The organism is Rhodoplanes sp. P11, from assembly GCF_964266735.1.
GTDB lineage: Bacteria > Pseudomonadota > Alphaproteobacteria > Rhizobiales > Xanthobacteraceae > Rhodoplanes > Rhodoplanes serenus.
Map to the genome: position 1 here is coordinate 207,313 of NZ_CAXWGY010000021.1, position 20,960 is coordinate 228,272.

Below are 20,960 nucleotides of genomic sequence, written 5' to 3' on the forward strand. Positions count from 1 at the left end.
GTCCTGGTGCCGGTCCCCATGTCCTGTTCCGCTGCCGGCCCGTCGGCCGGGAAACGTGTGCTGATCCTGTCCAAGGACGACGACTTCCATGCCGTCGCCATTCAGGGTCTGCTCCAGAAGCGCGGCGTCGACGCCGACATCGTCGACACGGCGCTGTTCCCCGGACGGCTGCGCGCCTCGCTGGCGGTGACCGACCACGACGGCAGCGGCGCGGTCGATGTCCGGCTCGGCGACCGGCCGCTCGGCGACTATCACGCGATCTGGTGGCGCCGCCCGCTTCATCCGGCCGTCGATCCGCGGATCAGGAACGCCGAGGAGCGCCGCTTTGCGGCGCGCGAGTGTCGCGAGGCGCTGTGGGGCCTCCTGGCTGCGGCCGGACGGCCGATCTACAACGATCCGGAGGCCGAGCAGCGCGCGGCCTACAAGCCCTATCAGCTCGCCGTCGCGGCCGCGATCGGGCTCGATGTGCCGCCGACGCTGATCGGCAACGATGCCGAGGAGGTCCGCGCCTTCGCGGAGCGTCACGACGCGGTCATCTACAAGGCGTTCTCCGGCACCGATCTGATGATGACCGACACGCGGCCGCTGCGGCCCGAGGACCTGGCGGACCTGTGGCGGCTCGACTTCGCGCCGGTGATCTTCCAGCGCTATATCCCGCGCGGCCGCGAGTACCGGGTGATGCTGATCGGCGACGACGCTTTCGTCACCGAGGTGACGATCCGCAATCCCAAGGCCCATTACGACTGGCGGCTCGATCAGGACTACGGGCTCGTCCAGGCGACACTGCCGGCCGGGTTGATCGAGAAGCTGCTCGTCCTGCGCCGGCGGCTCGGGCTCGCCAGCGGCGCCGTCGATCTGCGCGAGGACCCGGACGGCCGCATCTTCTTCCTGGAGATCAACCCGTCCGGCCAGTTCCTCTTCTTGGACGTGATCGCCGGCACCCGGACGGGTGAGCGCTACTGCGATCTCCTGCTGTCGTGAGGCCCGGGCTGGCGGCTCGGCCCCAACACCGCTCAGGCGACCTCGCGCTGCGGCGCCGCCGCGGCGGTGATCGCTGCCGCGGCGCCGGCCCGCAATGCGGTGATGGCCGCCGCGTAATCCTTCCCCCCGAACACCGCGCTCCCGGCCACGAAGGTGTCGGCGCCGGCCGCCGCCGCCGCACCGATGGTGGCCGGCGTGATGCCGCCATCCACTTCGAGCCGGATGGGACGGCCGGTCATGTCGATCATCCGCCGCACGGTGCGGATCTTGTCGACCACCGAGCCGATGAAGCTCTGCCCCGCGAAGCCGGGATTGACCGTCATCAGCAGCACCAGATCGACCTCGGATAGCACGCAGTCGAGCGCCGCCGCGGGTGTCGCCGGATTGAGGACGACGCCGGTCTGCTTGCCCTTCGACCGGATCAGTTGAAGCGTGCGATCGAGATGCGGGCACGCCTCCACATGCACGGCGATCAGGTCGGCACCGGCGGCCGCGAAGCCCTCCACCAAGGCGTCGACCGGCTGCACCATCAGGTGCACGTCGATCGGCAGCCGCGTGTGCGGCCGCACCGCCTTCAGCACCATCGGGCCGAAGGTGAGGTTCGGCACGAAGTGATTGTCCATCACGTCGAAATGAATCCAGTCGGCGCCGGCCTGCTCGACCGCGGCGATCTCGGCGCCCAGCCTGGCGAAGTCGGCCGACAGGATCGAGGGCGCGATGACGATCGGGTTCATGCCGCCGCTCCCACGGTCTCGCGCACCACCTCGGCCACCGCAGCGGCCGTGAAGCCGAACAGCTTCAACAGATCCTTCTCGGGCGCCGACTCGCCGAAGCGATCGAGGCCGATTACCCGGCCGCTCGGCCCGGCGAGGCCGCGCCAGCCGCGCGTGGTGCCCGCCTCGATCACCACCACGGGCCGGTCGGCCGGCACCAGGGCGGCGCGCGCCGCCGCCGGCTGCGCCTCGAACCGCTCGACGCAGGGCATCGAGACGACCCGCACCGGCACCCCCTCGGCGGCGAGCGCGGCGGCCGCCTCGGTGGCGATCCGCACCTCCGAGCCGGTGGCGACCAGCGTCGCGACCGCATCGGCCGGCCCGACCAGCACGCGAGCGCCGGTGACGGGGAGATCCGCCAGGCCCTCGGCCGGCTGCGGCGGCAGAGCCTGCCGGGTGAGGATCAGCGCCGTCGGCCCGTCGCGGCGCGCCAGCGCCGCCTGCCAGGCGACCGCCGTCTCGGCGGCATCGGCCGGGCGCCAGACGTCGAGGCCGGGGATCAGCCGCAGGCTCTCCACATGCTCGATCGGCTGGTGGGTCGGGCCGTCCTCGCCGACCGCGATGGAGTCGTGGGTGAACACGTAGACCACCCGCAGCCCCATCAGGGCCGACATCCGCACCGCGTTGCGGGCGTAGTCGGAGAACACCAGGAAGGTGGCGACGAAGGGCACGAAGCCGCCGTGCAGCGCCAGCCCGTTGGCGATGGCGCTCATGCCGAACTCGCGCACCCCGAAGAAGATCTGGTTTCCGGCCGGATCGCGGGTCACCGGCGTCGAGCCGGGGTGGATCGTGAGGTTCGAGTGGGCGAGATCGGCGGAGCCGCCGATCAGCTCGGGCAGCGCCTTGGCGAACGCGGCGAGCGCGATCTGCCCGGCCTTGCGGGTGGCGACGCTGCCGGCCGCCGTCTCGGCGGCGAGCGCGGCGTCGGCAGCGGCCGCGAAGCCCTCCGGCAGATCACCGGCCAGCCGCCGTTCGAATTCGGCGGCGAGCTCCGGAAATGCCGCCGCATAGGCGGCGAAGCGGGTGGCCCAGTCGGCCGACAGCGCCTTGCCGCGCGGGCGGCAGTCCCACGCGGCATAGACGTCGGCGGGAACATGGAACGGCGGATGGGTCCAGCCCATGGCGGCGCGGGCGCGGGCGATCTCCTCGGCCCCGAGCGGCGCCCCATGGGTGTCCTGGTGGCCCTGCTTGGTCGGCGCGCCGCGCCCGATGGTGGTGCGGCAGCAGATCAGGGTCGGCCGATCGGTCGCCGCGAGCGCCAGCGCGACCGCGGCCGCGATGGCGGCAGGATCGTGGCCGTCGACCCCGGTCAGCACCTGCCAGCCATAGGCGCGGAAGCGCGCCGGCGTGTCGTCGGCGAACCACTCCTCGACCTTGCCGTCGATGGAGATGCCGTTGTCGTCCCAGAACGCGATCAGCTTGCCGAGGCCGAGCCGGCCGGCGAGCGACGCGGCCTCGTGGCTGATGCCCTCCATCAGGCAGCCGTCACCCATGAACACGAAGGTGCGATGGTCCACGATGGTGTGGCCGGGGCGGTTGAACTGGGCCGCCAGCGTCTTCTCGGCGAGCGCCATGCCGACCGCATTGGCGAGGCCCTGGCCGAGCGGCCCGGTGGTGGTCTCCACCCCCGGCGTCATGCCGTATTCCGGATGGCCGGGCGTCTTGGAATGGAGCTGACGGAAGCGCTTCAGCTCCGCGATCGGCAGGTCGTAGCCGGTGAGGTGCAGAAGCCCGTAGAGCAGCATCGAGGCGTGGCCGTTGGACAGCACGAAGCGGTCGCGGTCGGGCCAGCGCGGATCGGCCGGGTCGTGGCGCAGCACGCTGCGCCACAGCACCGCGGCGATCTCGGCCATGCCCATGGGGGCGCCCGGATGGCCCGACTTCGCCGCCTCGACGGCGTCCATGGCGAGCGCCCGCAGCGCCGCCGTCACCGGCCAGGCGAGCCCGCCCTGCTGATCCTGGCGCTCCATCGTCGCCGACATGGTCATGGTCGTCTCTCCCGATGTGTCTCGTGTCCGGCGGTCGTTCCGGGACGGCGCGCAGCGCCGAACCCGGACTCCAACCGCACCTTCGGAATTCGTCGCCGGATTGCGGGTCGCGCCTTCGGCCCACCCCGGAACGACCGAGCTCGATGTCACGCCATGGCGCGCCGCTTGCGCTCGACGATCTTCAGGATCATCGGCGTCAGGATGAGCTGCATGGCGAGATCCATCTTGTTGCCCGGGATGACGATGGAGTTGGCGCGGCTCATCCAGCTCCCCTGCAACATCGACAGCAGATACGAGAAGTCGATGCCACGCGGATTGCGGAAGCGGATCACCACGATCGACTCGTCGGGCGTCGGAATCCAGCGGGCCACGAACGGGTTCGAGGTGTCGACCGTCGGGGCGCGCTGGAAGTTGATGTCGGTCTCGGTGAACTGCGGGCAGATGTAGTGCACGTAGTCCGGCATCCGCCGCAGGATGGTGTCGGTGACGGTCTCGGTGGAGTAGCCGCGGGTGGCGCGGTCACGGTGCAGCTTCTGAATCCATTCGAGATTGATCACCGGCACCACGCCGATCTTGAGGTCCACATGGCGGGCAACGTTGACCTTGTCGGTGACGACGGCGCCGTGCAGGCCCTCGTAGAACAGAAGCTCGGTGTCGGGCTCGACATCCTCCCATGGAGTGAAGCAGCCGGGCTCGGCGCCGTAGAGCTTGGCCTCCTCGGCATCGTGAACGTAGTGGCGCAGGCGGCCGCGGCCGCAGCGGCCATAGCTCTCGAACAGCGCTTCCAGCTCCTCGAACAGGTTGGTCTCGGGGCTGAAGTGGCTGTAGTGGGCGTTGCCGGTCCGGGCCTCTTCCGCCATCCGCTCGCGCATCTCGACCCGGTTGTAGCGATGGAAGGCGTCGCCCTCCACATAGGCGGCGCGCACGCCCTCGCGCCGGAAGATCTGCTCGAAGGTGCGCTTCACCGAGGTGGTGCCGGCCCCCGAGGAGCCGGTGACGGCGATGATCGGATGCTTGATGGACATGGCTGACTTCCAGAAATGACTTGTCGAAAACGAACCTGTGGGATGCGGAACCGTCTTCCCTGTGCGGCCACCACTCAGGCGGTGAGCAGGCCGCGCCGGCCGAACAGCGGCGCGCGCTCGGCGATCTCGCCGGGTCCCGTCAGATAGTTGGAGACACGCTCGACCTTCTCGCGCGAGCCGAAGATCAGCGGCACCCGCTGGTGCAGCCTCTCGGGAACCAGATCCAGGATCGGGGTGCGCCCGTCGGTGGCCGCCGCGCCCGACTGCTCCATCAGCAGCGCGATCGGAAACGCCTCGTAGATGAGCCGCAGCCGCCCCTGCGTGTAGCCGGCGCGGGTGTCGGCCGGATACAGGTAGATGCCGCCGCGGATGATGATGCGATGCGCCTCCGCCACCATCGAGGCGATCCAGCGCATGTTGTAGTCGGCCTCGCGCGGCCCGTCCTTGCCCTGCAAGAGATCGTCGATGTAGAGGCGCAGCCGGTCGTCCCAGTGCCGGTGGTTCGACATGTTGATGGCGAACTCGCGAGCGACGGTCGGGATCGTCACGCGCTCCTTGACCAGCCGGTAGGTGCCGGCGGCGCGGTCGAGCACGAAATGCATGGTGCCCTCGCCGACGCTCAGCACGAACGCCGTGTGGGGGCCGTACACCGCATAGCCGGCGGCGAGCTGGGCGCGGCCGGGCTGGAAGTACGCCGCCTCGGAAACCGGGTCGACGCCCTCGGGGGCCGGCAGCACCGAGAAGATGGTGCCGATGGTGACGTCGGTGTCGATGTTGGAGGAGCCGTCGAGCGGATCGATGGCGACGATCAGCGGCGCGCCCGGCGTCACCGGCACCGGCAGCTCGGCCTCCTCGGACGCATAGGCGGCGACCGGCTTGCCGGCGAGGCTGCCGAGCAGCATTTCGTCGGCGCGGACATCGAGCTCCTTCTGATCGTCCCAGCCGTCGGCGCCGACGCCGCGGCTCGCCGCCAGCTCACCCGCCAGCGGACCGTCGGCGACTAGCGCCGCGATCGCCGCGGTGCCGCTCGCCAGGGCCGTCACGGTCGCCCGCACCGCTTGGCGCAGAGGGTCCGTTCCGGCCCACCGCCCAAGGTACTCGTCGAGTGTCTCCGACATGATCTTCCCCGTCCCTCTCCGGCCGCCGCCTCGCGGCCGCCGGCCTGGTGTCTGGTGTCGCGGGCCGCGCTCAATCGCCGAACACGCGGCTCGCCCGGATCTCCGCCGCCGTGATGGTGCGCAGCGCGTCGCGATCGACCGGCGCATCGGCCTCGAACAGCCGCATCGCCTGGCGCAGCCGGGCGCGGTCGAAGGCGTTGCGCATCGAGCGTGCGTTGGCGAAGGACGGGCGGCGCCGGCGCGCCGTCACGTAGTCGCACAGCGCCGCCCGCGCCGTCTCGTCGAAGCGATAGCCTTCGGCCGCGGCGAGCGCCTCGGTGATCGCCACCAGCTCGGCGTCGTCGTAGTCCGGGAAATCGATATGATGCGTGATGCGCGAACGGAAGCCCGGATTGGCCGAAAAGAACGTCTCCATGCGGTCGCCGTAGCCGGCCAGGATCACCACCAGGTCATCGCGCTGGTTCTCCATCACCTGGAGCAGGATCTCGATGGCCTCCTGGCCGTAGTCCTTCTCGTTCTCGGGGCGGTAGAGATAGTACGCCTCGTCGATGAACAGGACGCCGCCCATGGCGCGCTTGAGGACCTCCTTGGTCTTCGGCGCCGTATGGCCGATGTACTGGCCGACGAGGTCGTCGCGGGTGACCGAGACGAGATGCCCCTTCCGCACGTAGCCGAGCCGATGGAGGATCGACGCCATCCGCAGCGCCACCGTGGTCTTGCCGGTGCCCGGATTGCCGGTGAACGCCATGTGCAGCGTCGGCGGGCTCGACGACAGGCCGTGCAGCCGGCGTGCCTTGTCGACCAAGAGATAGGCGGCGATCTCGCGGATGCGCTGCTTCACCGGCTTCAGCCCGATCAGCGCGGCGTCCAGCTCGGCCAGCACCGCGTCGATCTGAGTGTCGCGGTACAGCGCCTTGAGGTCGACGCGCGCCTCGTCCGGCGGCGCGGTGGCATCCGCGACCGGCACCGCCTGCCCCGTCTCGATCGTGGCGATGGTCATGGCCGTACCCTGTCCTGCACTATCCTGTCGTCCGAGGCCCCAGCCCCGATTTCCGCTCATGCCCGCGCAGGCGGGCATCCAGAAGCGTCGAGCCGTGCCGCCCCTGGGTCCCCGCGGTCGCGGGGACGAGCGGGAGGTGCGTCGGCGGTCGGAGCCGCAGGCTCAGGCCCGCACCATCGAATAGCGCTGGCTGCGCCCGTTGCCCTCGCTGCGCTCCAGCCGGTAACGCGCCTCCTGCTTGGGCCGATGCACCAGGAAGGCGAGCCGCACCGTCTCCCAGCCGCGAGTCGAGTCGAAGGCCGAGAGGCGGATGTAGCTGTCCGGATGCGCTTCGCGACACGCCTTCAGCTCGCCCATCACGCCGGCGGCGTCGCGCAGATCGAACATCGGGATGCCCCACATGTCCCAGTAGGTGTTGCGCGGATGCGGGTCGTCGGTGAACTCCAGGCTCACGGCCCAGCCGTTCCCGAGAGCATACTCGATCTGGGCGGCGATCTGCTGGTCGGTGAGGTCGGGGAGGAACGAGAAGGCCCCTTGGGTGATCTTCGACATCGGGTGTCTCCTTGTCGCGTCGGCGACGCTGTCTTTCCGGCGTCATTCCGGGGCGTGCCGCAGGCGCGAACCAGGAATCCAGCCGATAATTCCGTACTCGCCTCTGGAGTCCGGGTCCGGCGCGGCACGCCGGACCGGACCAACGCCCTCACGCCACCGAGGCGGTCGGCACGAAGTCCGAGGTGTCGGTCGAGGTGTAGTCGAAGGTCACCGAGCCCCAGGTGTGCAGCGCCGCTTCCAGCGGCTTGCACCACTTGGCGGCGTCGCGGAGGATCTCCGGCCCCTCGGCCATGATGTCCCGCCCCTCGTTGCGGGCCAGCACCATCGCCTCCAGGGCGACGCGGTTGGCGACGGCGCCCGCCTCGATCCCCATCGGATGCCCGATGGTGCCGCCGCCGAACTGGAGCACCACGTCGTCGCCGAACAGGTTGAGGAGCTGGTGCATCTGCCCCGCATGGATGCCGCCCGAGGCGACCGGCATGACGCGGCGGATGTCGACCCAGTCCTGCTCGAAGAACAGCCCGCGCGGCAGGTCGACCGCGTTGAAGCGCTCGCGGCAGACATTGTAGTACCCCTGCACCGTCATCGGGTCGCCCTCCAGCTTGCCGACCGCGGTGCCGCAATGCAGGTGGTCGACGCCGGCGAGCCGCAGCCACTTGGCGATCACCCGGAACGAGATCCCGTGCGTCTTCTGCCGCGTGTAGGTGCCGTGGCCGGCGCGGTGCATGTGCAGGATCATGTCGTTCTGCCGCGCCCACTCGGAGATCGACTGAATGGCCGTCCAACCGATGATGAGGTCGACCATGACGATCACCGAGCCGAGCTCCTTGGCGAGCTCGCCGCGCCGGTACATCTCCTCCATGGTGCCGGCCGTGATGTTGAGATAGTGGCCCTTGACCTCGCCGGTGCGGGCCGACGCCTGGTTCACCGCCTCCATGCAGTAGAGGAAGCGGTCGCGCCAGTGCATGAAGGGCTGCGAGTTGATGTTCTCGTCGTCCTTGGTGAAGTCGAGGCCGCCGCGCAGCGCCTCGTAGACGACGCGGCCGTAGTTCTTGCCGGAGAGGCCGAGCTTCGGCTTCACGGTGGCGCCGAGCAGCGGCCGGCCGAAGCAGTTCAGGCGCTCGCGCTCGACCACGATGCCGGTCGGCGGACCCTTGAACGTCTTCACGTAAGCCTGCGGCAGCCGCATGTCTTCCAGGCGCGCCGCCTTGAGCGGCTTGAACGAGAACACGTTGCCGATGATCGAGGCGGTCAGGTTGGCGATCGAGCCTTCCTCGAACAGGATGATGTCGTAGGCGACCCACGCGAAATACTGCCCGGGCTGGCCCGGCACCGGCTCGACCCGGTACGCCTTGCCGCGATAGCTGTCGCAGGCGGTGAGCCGGTCGGTCCACACCACCGTCCAGGTCGCCGTCGAGCTTTCGCCCGCCACCGCGGCCGCGGCCTCGATCGGATCGACGCCCTCCTGCGGGGTGATGCGGAACACCGCCAGCACGTCGGTGTCCTTGGGCTGGTAGTCGGCATCCCAGTAGCCCATCTGCGCATATTTGAGCACGCCGGCGGCGTAGCGCTTCTTGACGTCCGTGATGGCGGTGGCGGCGGGGGGCGGCGGGGCGAGCGACGAGACGCTGGTCATCGAAAAATGCTCCTCGGTGGGTCGCGCGGACATTGCGCGCACGCCTCGCATCAGTAAATTTGAATGTCCTGAAGGCTGTTTTCACTTTTAGTGAACCCGATGCGAAATCTCACCCTGAAGCACTTGCGCCTGCTGGAGAGCGCCGCCCGGCTCGGCAGCTTCACGGCCGCCGCCGAGGCGAACCACATCACGCCGCCGGCCGTCACCATGCAGATGCGCCAGCTCGAGCAGGAGGTCGGCCTGCCGCTGTTCGATCGCGACGCCCGCGGGCTGACGCCGACGGCGGCCGGCCACGAGCTGCTGCTCGCCGCCCGCCGGATCGAGGGGGTCTTGACCGAATGCCGCGAGGCGCTGGCGGCGCTCCAGGATCTGGGCGCCGGCAAGGTCACGGTCGGGGTGGTGTCCACCGCCAAGTATTTCGCGCCGCGCATGCTCGCCGCCTATGCGCGGCGATTTCCGGCGGTCGAGCTCCAGCTGGTGGTCGGCAATCGGCGCGACATCGTGGCCCAGTTCGAGGCCGGGCAGTTCGACGTCTGCGTCATGGGCCGACCACCGGAGACCTGCGACGTCGAGAGCGAGCGCATCGGCCCGCATCCCCATGGGGTGATCGCGCCGCCCGATCACCCGCTCGCCGGCCGCGCCGGCCTGTCGCCGCAGGCGATCGCCGGCGAGACCGTCCTGGTGCGCGAGGTCGGCTCCGGCACCCGCACCCTGATGGAATCGTTCTTCGCCCGCGCCGGCATCGCACCGACCATCGGCATGGAGATCGGCTCCAACGAGACCATCAAGCAGGCCGTGATGGCGGGCCTCGGCCTCGCCTTCATCTCGGCCCACACCATCGCGGCGGAGCTGGCCGACGGCCGGCTGGTGATGCTCGACATCGAGGGGCTGCCGGTCGAGCGGGCCTGGTTCGTGGTGCGGCTGGCGTCGCGCCGGCTGATGCCGGCGGCTCGCAGCCTGCGCGACTTCCTGGTCGCCGAGGGCGGCGCCTTCCTGCCGACTTTGCCGCCCGGGACTGCTCCGGCTCGCGCGGGCACGGCTGCGCTGATCTCGGTCTAGCCGCGGCGGAACGATGACGCCGGCCGGGTGTTGCCGGTCGGCAACTTTTGCGATTCGGTGACATGTCGCTCACATCTCTCTGCGCCCCCAAGACCATCCGCACCAAGGCCGGCCAGGCAGCACCCTCCATCGGTGATCCGGGCAGCGGCACGCCCCGTGGCGCGCCCCGCTTCGGCCCGGTGATCGAGACGTCCGGCACCCGCTTCCGCCTGTGGGCACCGAAATGGACCCCCGAGCAGAACCCGATCGTCGTCGAGCTGACCGACGGTGGCCGCCGCATCGCCATGACGCCCGGCCCGGACGGCTGGCACGAGGCCGTGGTGGCGGACGTCGGCGTCGGCAGCCGCTATCGCTTCGTGCTGCCGGACGGCCTCGCGGTGCCGGACCCGGGATCGCGATTCCAGCCCGACGACGTGCATGGGCCGAGCGAGGTGATCGATCCGAGCTCCCATGTCTGGCGGCACGCCGACTGGCGCGGCCGCCCCTGGCACCAGGCGGTCATCTACGAGCTGCATGTCGGCACCTTCACGGCCGAGGGCACCTTTCGGGCCGCCATCGACAAGCTCGATCATCTCGTGGCGCTCGGCGTCACCGCCATCGAGCTGATGCCGATCGCCGACTTCCCGGGTCGCCGCAACTGGGGCTACGACGGCGTGCTGCCGTTCGCCCCCGATTCCAGCTATGGCCGGCCCGAGGACCTCAAGGCCCTCGTCGACGCCGCTCACGGCCACGGCGTGATGGTGCTGCTCGACGTCGTCTACAATCATTTCGGGCCGGACGGGAACTACCTGCCCACCTACGCGCCGGTGTTCACCGACCATCACCACACACCCTGGGGTGCCGCCGTGAACTTCGACGCCGCGGGCGCCGACATGGTGCGCACCCTGGTGGTCGAGAACGCCGTCTACTGGATCGACGAGTTCCGCTTCGACGGGCTGCGCCTCGACGCCGTCCACTCGATCCTCGACGATAGCGACGAGCACATCCTGCACGCCCTCGCCCGCGCGGTGCGCGAGGCCGCCCCCGACCGGCACATCCACCTGATCCTGGAGAACGAGGAGAACGAGGCGCACCTGCTGACGCGCGATCCGGACGGGACGGCGCGGCTCTACACGGCGCAGTGGAATGACGATGTCCATCATGTGCTGCATTGCGCCGCCACCGGCGAGAGCGGCGGCTATTACGCCGATTACGCCGCCGACACCGAAAAGCTCGGCCGGGCACTTGCCGAAGGTTTCGTGTTCCAGGGCGAGACGATGCCGTATCGCGGCTCGCCGCGCGGCGAGCCGGCGACCGACCTGCCGAGCAGCGCCTTCGTGAGCTTCATCCAGAACCACGACCAGATCGGCAACCGCGCCTTCGGCGATCGCCTCGACGCGGTGGCGCCGGAGGCCGCGGTGCGGGCGATCGCGGCCGTCTATCTGCTGCTGCCGCAGATCCCGATGCTGTTCATGGGCGAGGAATGGGCGGCGGCGCAGCCCTTCCCGTTCTTCTGCGACTTCGGCCCGGAGCTGTCGGCCGCCGTGCGCGACGGCCGCGCCGCCGAGTTCGCCCGCTTCCCGGAGTTCCAGGACCCGGCGTCGCGCGCCCGCATTCCCGATCCGACCGTGCCGGAGACGTTCCAGTGCGCCAAGCTCGACTGGAGCGCCGCCCGGCACGGCGCGCACGCGGCGCGGCTCGCCTTCTACCGCGATCTTCTGGCGGTGCGGCATCGCGAGATCGTGCCGCGCCTGCGCGACGCGGTCGCGGCCGGGCGCTACGCCGTGCTGGGCCATCAGGCCGTGCGGGTCGATTGGCGTCTCGCCGACGGTGCAGGGCTGTCGCTGCTGGCCAACCTGTCGGCGGAGCCGCTCGACGGGGTCGCCGCCGCGCCGGGCCGGCCGATCTGGACCGAAGGCGCCGTGCAGGTCACCGGGCTCGGCCCCTGGACGGTGGCCTGGAGCCTCTACGACGCCATCGTGCGGTAGCATTCGCCCGCCCTGTCGGTTTTTTCCGCGGGAGGGCGCCCGCGATGGAACGATGGGCCGCTCGGGGGGTTGTGGCCACGCTTTCCTCTTCGGTCGTGGCCGCCTGGACGTTCTTGTCGGCGGACTGCGGAGCTGATGATCCGCCCACCGGGTCCGCACCTCACGGCCTGATCCGCGTTCCACCGGCTCCGCGTTCGCGGCCGGCGGAACGGCCCGAGACCCCGAACCGACGGACCCCCGATGACGACAGCCTCGCGCACGCCGCGGCGCGCCCGCGCCCTCCCGACCCTCCACCGCAACCTGCTGGCGGCTCCGGTCTGCATCGAGGCGCCGGGCGACGCCTTCACGGTCGGCCTCGAGGAGGAGTTCTTCCTCACCGATGCACGCAGCCTGGCGCTGCCGGTCCGGGTGCCGTGCGCGCTGTTCCGGCAAGCCGACGCCGCCACCGGCGGCCGCGCCAAGCGCGAGTTCCTGCAAGGGCAGATCGAGGTGGTCAGCGGGGTGCATTCCGACCTCGCGACGGCGCGCCGCGAGCTGGCGGAGCTGCGCGAGATCATCGCCGAGACGGCGGCCGAGCACGGGCTCGCCCCGGTGGCCGCCGGCACCCATCCGACCGCCGACTGGCGCCGCGACGCCGAGCAGACCGAGGGGCCACGCTACGACCGCGTGATGGATCAGCTCCAGATGATCGGCGAGCGCGATCTGATGTGCGGGTTGCATGTGCATGTGGCCGTGCCCGACCCCTGCCGTCGCGTCGAGCTGATGGGCCGCATGATTCCTTACGTGCCGCTGCTGCTCGGCCTGTCCACCTCGTCGCCGTTCTGGAGCGGCCGCCGCACCGGGCTCAAGGGCTATCGGCTCGCCGCCTATGCGGAGCTGCCGCGCACCGGCCTGCCGGTCCGCTTCACCGACGACGCCGAATACCGCGTCTATGTCGAGGCGATGACGCGCGCCGGCGCCATTCCGGACGCGAGCTATCTGTGGTGGATGCTGCGGCCCTCGCTGGCGCATCCGACGCTCGAGCTGCGCGCCCCCGACTGCTGCACCCGGCTCGACGACGCGATCGCCATCGCGGCGCTCTATCGCGTGCTGGTCCGCCATCTCTATCGCACCGCACCGGCCGCCGACGCCGACAGCGCGACGCTCGCCACCGCCTTCGCGGCCGAGAATCTGTGGCGGGTGCAGCGCTACGGCGTGCAGGCGAGCTTCGTGACCCGCGACGGGCCGGAGCCGATGGCCGCGGTGCTGGAGCGGGTGCTGCGCGAGACCGCCGCGGACGCCGAGGCGCTCGGTTGCACGGCCGAGCTGGCGCATTGCCGAACCATCGCGAGCGAGGGCACCTCGGCCGACGCCCAGCTCGCCGTCTACGAGCGCAGCGAGGAGACCGCCGGCCATCGCGAGGCCTTGCGCGCGGTCATCCGCTGGCTGATCCGCGAGACCCGGGACTCGGGCCGAACGGCGGGAGCAGGAGTGCCCACCGGGGCGCCCTGCCCGGCGGTCACCGCGCCGGCGCTCGCCGATCCGCCGATCGCCGGGCCGGACTGGGCCTGACGGCGGCGCATCCGCGGCCGCGTTGCCGAATCTGGATAGACGGATAGAACCTGGAGCAACGCCCCTCGCCGGGGCGCTTCAGGACCGCCCATGAGCTTCGCCGCCCTGTCGAACTTCGACCCGCCGCAGTTCGTCAACACCATCGTGAGCTTGGCGACCGCCTTCGTGCTCGGCACCGCCATCGGGGCCGAGCGCCAGTGGCGGCAGCGCACCGCCGGGCTGCGCACCGCCGCGCTGGTGGCGGTCGGCGCCGCCGCCTTCGTGGACATCGGCATGCGGCTCGGCGGCAACGCCGCGGCATCCCATGTGCTCGCCTATGTGGTGTCGGGCGTCGGCTTTCTCGGCGCCGGCGTGATCATGAAGGAGGGGCTGAACATCCGCGGCCTCAATACCGCGGCGACCCTGTGGGGCGCGGCGGCGACGGGCGGCGCGGCCGGCGCCGACCTGATCGTCGAGGCGGTGGTGATCGCGGTGTTCGTGCTCGGCGCCAACACGGCCCTGCGGCCGCTGGTCGACGTGATCAACCGCCAGCCGCTGGACGAGGCGACCACCGAGGCCACCTACGACATCCGCGTGACGGTGACGCCCGACGATCTGCCGGAGGTGCGCTCCGCCCTGCTCGATCAGCTCGAGGCGAAGGCCTATGCGGTGCGCCAGACCAGCGTGCAGGAGCAAGCGGAAGACATGCTGGAGCTGGCCGTGACGCTCGCCGGCTCGTCGGCGCGCTCGGCCGATCTCGATGCGGTGATCGCCTCAGTCGAGGCACTGCCCGGCGTCGACCACGCCTCGTGGGCGATGCGCACGGCCGACTGACGGCGAACTCATCACCCGGAAACAGACAAGCGAACCTGTGCCGCTCCGAGGCTCAAGGCCCGCGCCAAGAGCCGCGCGAAGGAGCGGCCGACGAGACCGTCGACCGCTCCGCCACGGGGGGCGCGGCAAACAAGAGGAAAACACGGGGAACAAACACGGGAACGGGCGAAGGATGCGCTCCCGGTGCCGCGTCCCGGGTGTCGCTGCGCTCCCACCCGGGTTGCGGCGTCAGGACGGTGGCGCGGACCACGACCTCGGGCCGGCTTACTGCCCAGCCGCCATCACCGGCATGTCGGCGTCGATCGGGCCGCGGGCGATCACCGGGCGCGGATCGTCGTTCAGCACCTCGCTGAGATCGATCGCACCGGCGCCCTCGAAGGCGGCCTTGATGGTGGCGGCATCCGCCTGGGCACAGCTCCACGTTTCGGTGGCCACCGGCACCGTCGTCATCCAGCGCTGCTCGATGAGCTGGCGGACGTCGAGGCTCTCGGCGCTCGCCGCACCGATGCCGGCGATCGCGAACAGCAGGGTCAGGGTCGTCTTCATGTCCACCTCCCAGAGGCGAACCAGCCGCGGCTTCGGTGGGGCGACGGAGCGCCGGTCACACGGTCGTGGCGACTGATCCAGAGTGGGCTCGCGCCGGCTCGGCAGCGGTGGACGACGGCGTGCCCCCCCTCACGACCCAACCGGCTCACGATACAACCGGCGAGACCGATGCGAGTTCCACGCCCCGGGGGGCTTTTTGAGCGCGCCCGGCGAGGCTGGCATGGGGCTCAGGCGGTCGCCTGCCCGCCGGAGACGTCGAACACCGCGCCGGTGCTGTAGGAGCAGGCGTCGGAGCACAGCCACGCGACCAGCTCGGCGAATTCCGCCACGGTGCCGAGCCGCTTCATCGGGCTGCGGGCCGCCACGGCCGCGATCGCGGCCGGCGGCAGCACACGGAGGAACTCGGTGTCGATGGCGGCCGGCGTCACGCAGTTGACGCGAATGTCCGTCTCGGCCAGCTCACGGCCGAGCGACTTGGTGAAGGCGACGATGCCGGCGGTGGCGGCCGCATAGGCGGCGAGCCCGGCCTTGCCCTCCTTGGCGGCGAGCGACGCCACGGTGACGATGCGGCCGCGCCCGGCCTGCCGCATCAGCGGCACCACCTGGCGGCAGACCTGGAACACGCCCGTGAGGGTGACATCGAGCACCGTCCGCCACTCCGCCTCGGCCACCGCCTCCATGGGCTGGCGGCTGCCGGCGTAGCCGGCCGCCGTCACCAGGATGTCGATGCCGCCGCCGGCGGCGGCCTCGGCGACGGCCGCGGCGATCTGGTCGGCCCGGGTCACGTCGACCGCGTGGGACGCGATGCCGGCGAGCGGCACCGGATCGAGATCCCACACCGTGACGGCGGCGCCGGCGTCGCGCAGCCGCTCGGCGACGCCCCGCCCGAGGCCGCGTGACCCGCCGGTGATCACGGCCCGGCGGCCGGAGAAATCAAAGGCGATCATGGCCCTCCTCTCCGGCGATGGCGCGCAGGCGGGTGCGGCCCGCCGCGTCGTCCCGGCTCTCAGGCCGCGCCGGCGTCGCGCGTCGGCGCCCGCTCCGCCTCGGCCGCGTAGCGAGCCGCCGCGTCGCTCAGGATGCGGGCGACCTGACGAGGCCCGAGCGTGTCGGCGAGGCTGCGGGTGGCGACGTCGAGCAGCACCACGGCGCCGTCGCCGGCCCCATGCTCGGCCGCCTCGGCGCGCAGCCGGGCGACCCCGTCACGCCAATAGGCGTCGGCCCGGGCCCGCTCGGCCGCCAGGATGTCGGCGATCGGCGCCCCGCCCTCGCTCGTCGCCAATGCGAGCGGCGCGGCGGAAGGCGCCGGCGACGACGACGCGGCACGCGACGTGACGGCGTCACGCTTCGGGGTTCCCCGGGGCGGCGCCCACGGCTTCTCCGGACGCCCCTCGCGGGCCGCCTGCGCGGCGGCACGGCTGCGGCGAATGTCGGCGGCGAGGCCGTAGAGGCCGACCGCGAGGGCGAGCGCCGCGGCCGCCAGCACCAGGACGTTGCCGCCGTCCCCACGCACCAGCATGAGGCCCTGAATGGCCACCAACGCGCCGCCCAATGCGGTCGCACTCACTGTGAAGAAAAACGACACCAAGCGGATCATCTGGTCGTCCCATGTCGCCGCGCCGGCGGACACCGACAGGCCGGCGGGCCGCCGATCCTCGCGCTGTGGGCGGCGTCCTTGTCAAGCTGGGAAAGACCCGCAAGCCCGCGGAGCAGTAGGCCGGCGCGGCCCCGGCACCGCCCCACTGCTGCCGTCTTGCCGGTGCGTCTGGGGCCGTCGAGGGGGTCCCATGTCACGTCCCATGTCACGCCACACGCTCACGCTGCCGCTGCTCCTCCTGCTCGCCGCGACGACGCTCACCATGGCCCAGTCGGGCAGCGGCGCCCGCCCCGGCGACAGCCGCGGCGACACCGGGCTGCCCGGCGTGTTCGAGCGCTCGCCCGCCGACCCGCGGACCCAGACCCGTCCGGGCGAGGACCCAGTGCGCCAGTCGGCGCCGGCCTGGGATGCCAACCGCGACGGCGTGTTCACCTGCGAGGAGTGGAAGCAGTATGCCGGCCGGCTGTTCGCGGCGGCCGATCGCAATCGCGACGGCCAGCTCGACGCCGGCGAGTTCGAGGCGCTGCGCCGCTCCGACCCGGCGCTCGGCCGCGCCGAGCTCGGCTATTTCGACGACAACCGCGACGGCCGCGTCGCCCGTGCCGAGTTCGTCGAGCGCAAGAGCCCGCTGTTCGCCCGCTTCGACCGCAATGGCGACTGCCGGGTGACGGCCGAGGAGATGCAGGGCAAGGGCGACGGCGGCATGCGGCCGTCGTTCACGCCGGGGGGCGGCGTCGGCGGCGCCGTGCGGTTCTGAGCGGGGAGCTCTGCACCCCTGTCGGTTGCCGGCCGGCGGCACCTCTGCGATACGGGGCCGGCATCGCTCGGTCCCCGCGTCCTCTGCGGCCCACCCCTCCGACGAGACACGTCCCATGAGCGCCCTGTTCACTCCCATCGAGATCGCCGGCACGACCTTCGACAACCGCATCGCGGTGGCGCCCATGTGCCAGTACAGCGGCCACGACGGCTGCGCCTCCGACTGGCACCTGACACATCTCGGCATGCTGGCGAACTCCGGCGCCGGCCTGGTGGTGGTCGAGGCCACCCATGTGGAGCGGCGGGGTCGCATCACCCATGGCTGCCTCGGTCTCTACTCCGATGCGTGCGAGGACGCCCTCGCCCGCGTGGTCGCCCATTGCCGGCGCATCGGCACCGCCCGGCTCGGCGTGCAGCTCGCCCATGCGGGCCGCAAGGCGTCGTCGCAGCGTCCGTGGGAGGGCGGCCGCGCGCTCGCCGCGGATCAGGACCCGTGGCCCACCGAGGCGGCGTCGGCGCTGCCGTTCGGCGACGGCTGGCACACCCCGCGCGAGATGACGGAGGCCGACATGGAGCGGGTGATCGCGGCCTTCGCCCAGGCGGCGACCCGCGCGGTGCGCATCGGCTTCGACGCCATCGAGCTGCACGCCGCCCACGGCTATCTCATTCACTCCTTCCTGTCGGCCGTCTCCAATCAGCGCCGCGATGCCTATGGCGGCTCGCGCGAGAACCGCATGCGCTTTCCGCTCGCGGTCGCCCAGGCGGTGCGCGCCGCGGTACCGCGCACGGTGGCGCTCGGCGCCCGCATCACCGGCAGCGACTGGCTGGACGACGGCATCGACGCCCAGGAGGCGATCGTGTTCGCCCGCGCCCTGAAGGACACCGGCTACGACTATGTCGACGTCTCCTCGGGCGGGCTCACCGCAACGGCCCGCAACCCGACGACACCGGGCTACAACGTGCCGCTGGCCGAGGCGGTGCGCCACGCCACCGGCCTCGTCACCCGGGCGGTCGGGCTGATCGTCGATCCGAAGCAGGCCGATGCCATCGTGGCCGACGGGCAGGCCGACATGGTGGCGCTCGCCCGCGCCATGCTGGACGATCCGCACTGGGGCTGGCACGCCGCCCGCGCGCTCGGCGCCGAGGTGCGGCGACCGCCGCAATATCTGCGCGCCGGCCCGGGACTGTGGGCCCCGGCGGGACGCGGCGCCTGAGCCGCACAGGTTGCCCCATCCCGACGGGCCGGCCCGACGAGGACAGCCGTGCCGGACACCGCTATCGTGCCTGCATGGACCATGACGGCACCCCCACCGGCTCCACCCCGGACCATGCGACCGCTGCGACCCGCCGTCGCCTGCTCGCCACCGGGCTGGCGTCCCTCGCCGGCCTGACGGTCGCCGCTCCGGCGGCAACGCAGCCGCGCCGCGCCGCCGCCGACCTCGTCTCCGCCTACGGCCTCGATGCCGGCGCCCTCGGCCTGCGGCCCGGCAGCCCCGACGACCAGACCGCGGCTCTGCAACGTGCCCTCGATCGCGCCGCCGCGGCGGGCGCCCCGCTGGCGCTGCCGCCGGGCGTCTACCGGATCGGCCATGTCCGGCTGCCCGACGGTGCCCGCCTGGTGGGCGCGCCGGGCGCCTGCCGCCTCGTCTTCACCGGCGGGCCGTCGCTGCTCTCGGCCGGCAATCTGCGCCGCGTCTCGCTCGACGGGCTGGTGCTCGACGGCGGCGGCCGGTCCCTGCCGGCCGGGCGCGCCCTCCTCCACTGCGAGACGGTGGAGCAGCTCACGGTGACCGGCTGCACCATCGCCGACTCCGGCGGTCTCGGCCTCTACGCCTACGCGACGGCGGGCAGCATCGCCGACACCCGCATCACCGGCACCGCCACCGTGGCGCTGGTGACCCGCAATGCGCGTGGCATGATCATCACCCGCAACGTGATCGACCGCGCCGGCGACAACGGCATCCAGGTGCTGCGCTTCGAGCCCGGCGAGGACGGCACGCTCGTCACCGACAACCGCATCACCGGGGTGCGCAACCGCTCCGGCGGCACCGGCCAGTATGGCAACGCCATCAACATCTACCGTGCCAACGGTGTGATCGTGCGCGGCAACCGCATTGCCGACTGCACGTTCTCGGGGGTGCGCGGCAACTCCGCCTCCAACCTCCAGATCGTCGGCAACACGGTGACCGAGGTGGGCGAGACGGCGCTCTACTCCGAATTCGAGTTCGAGGCCGCGGTGGTCGCCAACAACATCGTCGACGGCGCCCAGACCGGCATCTCGATCGCCAACTTCGCCACCGGCGGGCGCGTCGCCGTGGTGCAGGGCAACATCCTGCGCAACCTGACGCCGCGCGAGTCCAATCCCGATCCCGAGTTCCTGCTCGGCGGCGGCATGTATGTGGAGGCCGACACGGCGGCGACCGGCAACGTGGTGGAGCGCGCGACCGCGGTCGGCATCCAGATCGGCTGGGGCCGCTATCTGCGCGACGTCGCGGTGACCGGCAATGTGGTGCGCGACTGCGGCATGGGCATCGGCGTCACGGTGGTGCCGGGCGCCCGCAGCACGCTGATCGGCGGCAACGTGATCACCGGCAGCCTGCGCGGCGCCATCGTGGGTCTCGATCACAAGACTCCGGTGACGGGCGACCTCGCCACCGGCGGCGCCGAGCGCTATCCGCATCTCTCGATAAGTGGAAATAAGATCTCTTGAGACACCGCGGCGGCTGTCGTCCGGCAACACACGGGCCCGCTACCGGGCCAAAATATAATTGAGAAAACTGCGCTGTAGCGTTGCGGGACAAGATTCCGCGTTCGGCGTTGAATTATCGCTGGCACAATCCCCGGTGTGTCTGTTAGACTAAAGTCCAAGCTGCGGTCGATATCGCCTCGGCCGGCAGTCTTCCGAAAAACAGGCACATCTGCGGGGGGTCTCGGCGTCGCAAATGCGGCGCGCGAGACCGAACGTGCACCGACCCGGAAGCTCGCTTCCGCGGCGGCGCCTTCACCCGCACCTGCGCCCCGACTGGCGGTGAAGGGAGGAAGGCCATGATGAACGACGGTGTGCGTGAGTCTGGTGTGCGTGAGTCTCGCAGGTTGGAGAGGGAAACCGGAGTCAGCCCGTATGGCCGCCAGCACTGTCCGCGCTGTGCGTACCTGCTGGTGGCTCCGGACGAATCTCATCACGTCGCGGATCGGGTCGTCCGCCACCTGTGGACCTGCGAGGCGTGCGGAACCGGGTTCAGCACCTGGGTGAAGTTCAAGTCCGGAATGGGCGAGCTCCACCGCGCCGCGGCGGCCTGACCACCCCCGAGCCTGGCGTGCCAGGCTGGTCGTCGGCCGGCGCGGATTGCGGCTCGCTGGATCTTGTCTTTCGGCGGAGACCGCACAGTCTTCGGCGGAAGACCGCACACGGCGGAAGACCGCACACAGCGGAAGACGTCGCTCGGCGGAAAGCTCCGCTGGGCGGATGATCGCGTGCGGCGGACGGCTCCGGTCGTGGCGGCGAGCTTTCCTCGCGGGGGAAGGCTTTGCCTGACGGAGAGTATTGCCGGCGAAGGTCTTGGTCGCGACGGAGAGCTTTGCGTCGCGGAGAGCTTCG

Annotated in this window: 19 protein-coding genes; 9 read left to right on the forward strand and 10 right to left on the reverse strand. The window is 71.3% G+C overall.

Annotated features, from left to right (window positions below):
- Window positions 1-18 precede the first annotated feature (18 nt).
- Window positions 19-981: an MvdC/MvdD family ATP grasp protein gene (locus ACFQUV_RS23790; RefSeq protein WP_129608653.1), complete on the forward strand. Its 963-nt coding sequence runs from the start codon at window positions 19-21 to the stop codon at window positions 979-981.
- A gap of 32 nt (window positions 982-1,013) precedes the next feature.
- On the opposite strand, the gene rpe is transcribed toward ACFQUV_RS23790, so the two are convergent.
- From rpe to ACFQUV_RS23825, 7 genes are all read right to left on the reverse strand, one after another.
- Window positions 1,014-1,715: a ribulose-phosphate 3-epimerase gene (gene rpe, locus ACFQUV_RS23795; RefSeq protein WP_129608654.1), complete on the reverse strand. Its 702-nt coding sequence runs from the start codon at window positions 1,713-1,715 to the stop codon at window positions 1,014-1,016.
- Window positions 1,712-3,736, reverse strand: a complete 2,025-nt coding sequence (gene tkt, locus ACFQUV_RS23800) for a transketolase (RefSeq protein WP_371851697.1) — start codon at window positions 3,734-3,736, stop codon at window positions 1,712-1,714. The genes rpe and tkt overlap by 4 nt, the downstream gene beginning before the upstream one ends.
- A gap of 152 nt (window positions 3,737-3,888) precedes the next feature.
- Entirely contained in the window at window positions 3,889-4,767 is an 879-nt protein-coding gene (locus ACFQUV_RS23805; protein WP_129608655.1) for a phosphoribulokinase, read from the reverse strand.
- A 74-nt stretch (window positions 4,768-4,841) separates the two neighbouring features.
- Window positions 4,842-5,888, reverse strand: coding sequence for a class 1 fructose-bisphosphatase (locus ACFQUV_RS23810; protein ID WP_371851698.1), 1,047 nt, complete (start codon window positions 5,886-5,888; stop codon window positions 4,842-4,844).
- A gap of 67 nt (window positions 5,889-5,955) precedes the next feature.
- A complete protein-coding gene (gene cbbX, locus ACFQUV_RS23815) occupies window positions 5,956-6,885 on the reverse strand; it encodes a CbbX protein (RefSeq protein WP_129608657.1) in 930 nt (309 codons plus the stop codon).
- Window positions 6,886-7,047: 162 nt separating this feature from the next.
- Window positions 7,048-7,437 carry a ribulose bisphosphate carboxylase small subunit gene (locus ACFQUV_RS23820; RefSeq protein ID WP_129608658.1) on the reverse strand — a complete coding sequence of 130 codons (390 nt, stop codon included), beginning with the start codon at window positions 7,435-7,437 and terminating at the stop codon, window positions 7,048-7,050.
- Window positions 7,438-7,585: 148 nt separating this feature from the next.
- Window positions 7,586-9,073 (reverse strand): form I ribulose bisphosphate carboxylase large subunit, encoded by a 1,488-nt coding sequence (locus tag ACFQUV_RS23825; protein ID WP_129608659.1) that lies wholly within the window; start codon window positions 9,071-9,073, stop codon window positions 7,586-7,588.
- Between the two features lie 99 nt (window positions 9,074-9,172).
- Here ACFQUV_RS23825 and ACFQUV_RS23830 point away from each other — a divergent pair, with 99 nt between their 5' ends.
- From ACFQUV_RS23830 to ACFQUV_RS23845, 4 genes are all read left to right on the forward strand, one after another.
- Window positions 9,173-10,132 carry a LysR family transcriptional regulator gene (locus tag ACFQUV_RS23830; RefSeq protein WP_129608660.1) on the forward strand — a complete coding sequence of 320 codons (960 nt, stop codon included), beginning with the start codon at window positions 9,173-9,175 and terminating at the stop codon, window positions 10,130-10,132.
- 62 nt (window positions 10,133-10,194) lie between these two features.
- Window positions 10,195-12,099, forward strand: a complete 1,905-nt coding sequence (gene treZ / locus ACFQUV_RS23835) for a malto-oligosyltrehalose trehalohydrolase (RefSeq protein ID WP_129608661.1) — start codon at window positions 10,195-10,197, stop codon at window positions 12,097-12,099.
- A 240-nt stretch (window positions 12,100-12,339) separates the two neighbouring features.
- Window positions 12,340-13,650 carry a carboxylate-amine ligase gene (locus ACFQUV_RS23840; protein ID WP_129608662.1) on the forward strand — a complete coding sequence of 437 codons (1,311 nt, stop codon included), beginning with the start codon at window positions 12,340-12,342 and terminating at the stop codon, window positions 13,648-13,650.
- Window positions 13,651-13,740: 90 nt separating this feature from the next.
- Window positions 13,741-14,463, forward strand: coding sequence for an MgtC/SapB family protein (locus ACFQUV_RS23845; protein WP_129608663.1), 723 nt, complete (start codon window positions 13,741-13,743; stop codon window positions 14,461-14,463).
- Window positions 14,464-14,727: 264 nt separating this feature from the next.
- Here ACFQUV_RS23845 and ACFQUV_RS23850 read toward each other — a convergent pair whose 3' ends face one another.
- The 3 genes from ACFQUV_RS23850 to ACFQUV_RS23860 form a co-directional block, all read right to left on the reverse strand.
- On the reverse strand, window positions 14,728-15,009 hold the full coding sequence (locus tag ACFQUV_RS23850; protein WP_111384329.1) for a hypothetical protein: 282 nt from the start codon (window positions 15,007-15,009) through the stop codon (window positions 14,728-14,730).
- A gap of 227 nt (window positions 15,010-15,236) precedes the next feature.
- Window positions 15,237-15,956: an SDR family NAD(P)-dependent oxidoreductase gene (locus ACFQUV_RS23855; RefSeq protein WP_129608664.1), complete on the reverse strand. Its 720-nt coding sequence runs from the start codon at window positions 15,954-15,956 to the stop codon at window positions 15,237-15,239.
- 59 nt (window positions 15,957-16,015) lie between these two features.
- Window positions 16,016-16,606: a hypothetical protein gene (locus tag ACFQUV_RS23860; RefSeq protein ID WP_165363845.1), complete on the reverse strand. Its 591-nt coding sequence runs from the start codon at window positions 16,604-16,606 to the stop codon at window positions 16,016-16,018.
- A gap of 190 nt (window positions 16,607-16,796) precedes the next feature.
- Here ACFQUV_RS23860 and ACFQUV_RS23865 point away from each other — a divergent pair, with 190 nt between their 5' ends.
- The 4 genes from ACFQUV_RS23865 to ACFQUV_RS23880 all read left to right on the forward strand — a co-directional run bounded on the left by ACFQUV_RS23865 (window position 16,797) and on the right by ACFQUV_RS23880 (window position 20,662).
- Window positions 16,797-17,363: an EF-hand domain-containing protein gene (locus ACFQUV_RS23865; RefSeq protein WP_165363846.1), complete on the forward strand. Its 567-nt coding sequence runs from the start codon at window positions 16,797-16,799 to the stop codon at window positions 17,361-17,363.
- Between the two features lie 115 nt (window positions 17,364-17,478).
- Window positions 17,479-18,576, forward strand: a complete 1,098-nt coding sequence (locus tag ACFQUV_RS23870) for an NADH:flavin oxidoreductase/NADH oxidase (RefSeq protein WP_129608667.1) — start codon at window positions 17,479-17,481, stop codon at window positions 18,574-18,576.
- A gap of 74 nt (window positions 18,577-18,650) precedes the next feature.
- Window positions 18,651-20,072, forward strand: a complete 1,422-nt coding sequence (locus ACFQUV_RS23875) for a TIGR03808 family TAT-translocated repetitive protein (protein WP_129608668.1) — start codon at window positions 18,651-18,653, stop codon at window positions 20,070-20,072.
- Window positions 20,073-20,407: 335 nt separating this feature from the next.
- A complete protein-coding gene (locus tag ACFQUV_RS23880; protein WP_165363847.1) occupies window positions 20,408-20,662 on the forward strand; it encodes a hypothetical protein in 255 nt (84 codons plus the stop codon).
- The last annotated feature ends 298 nt before the right edge of the window (window positions 20,663-20,960 follow it).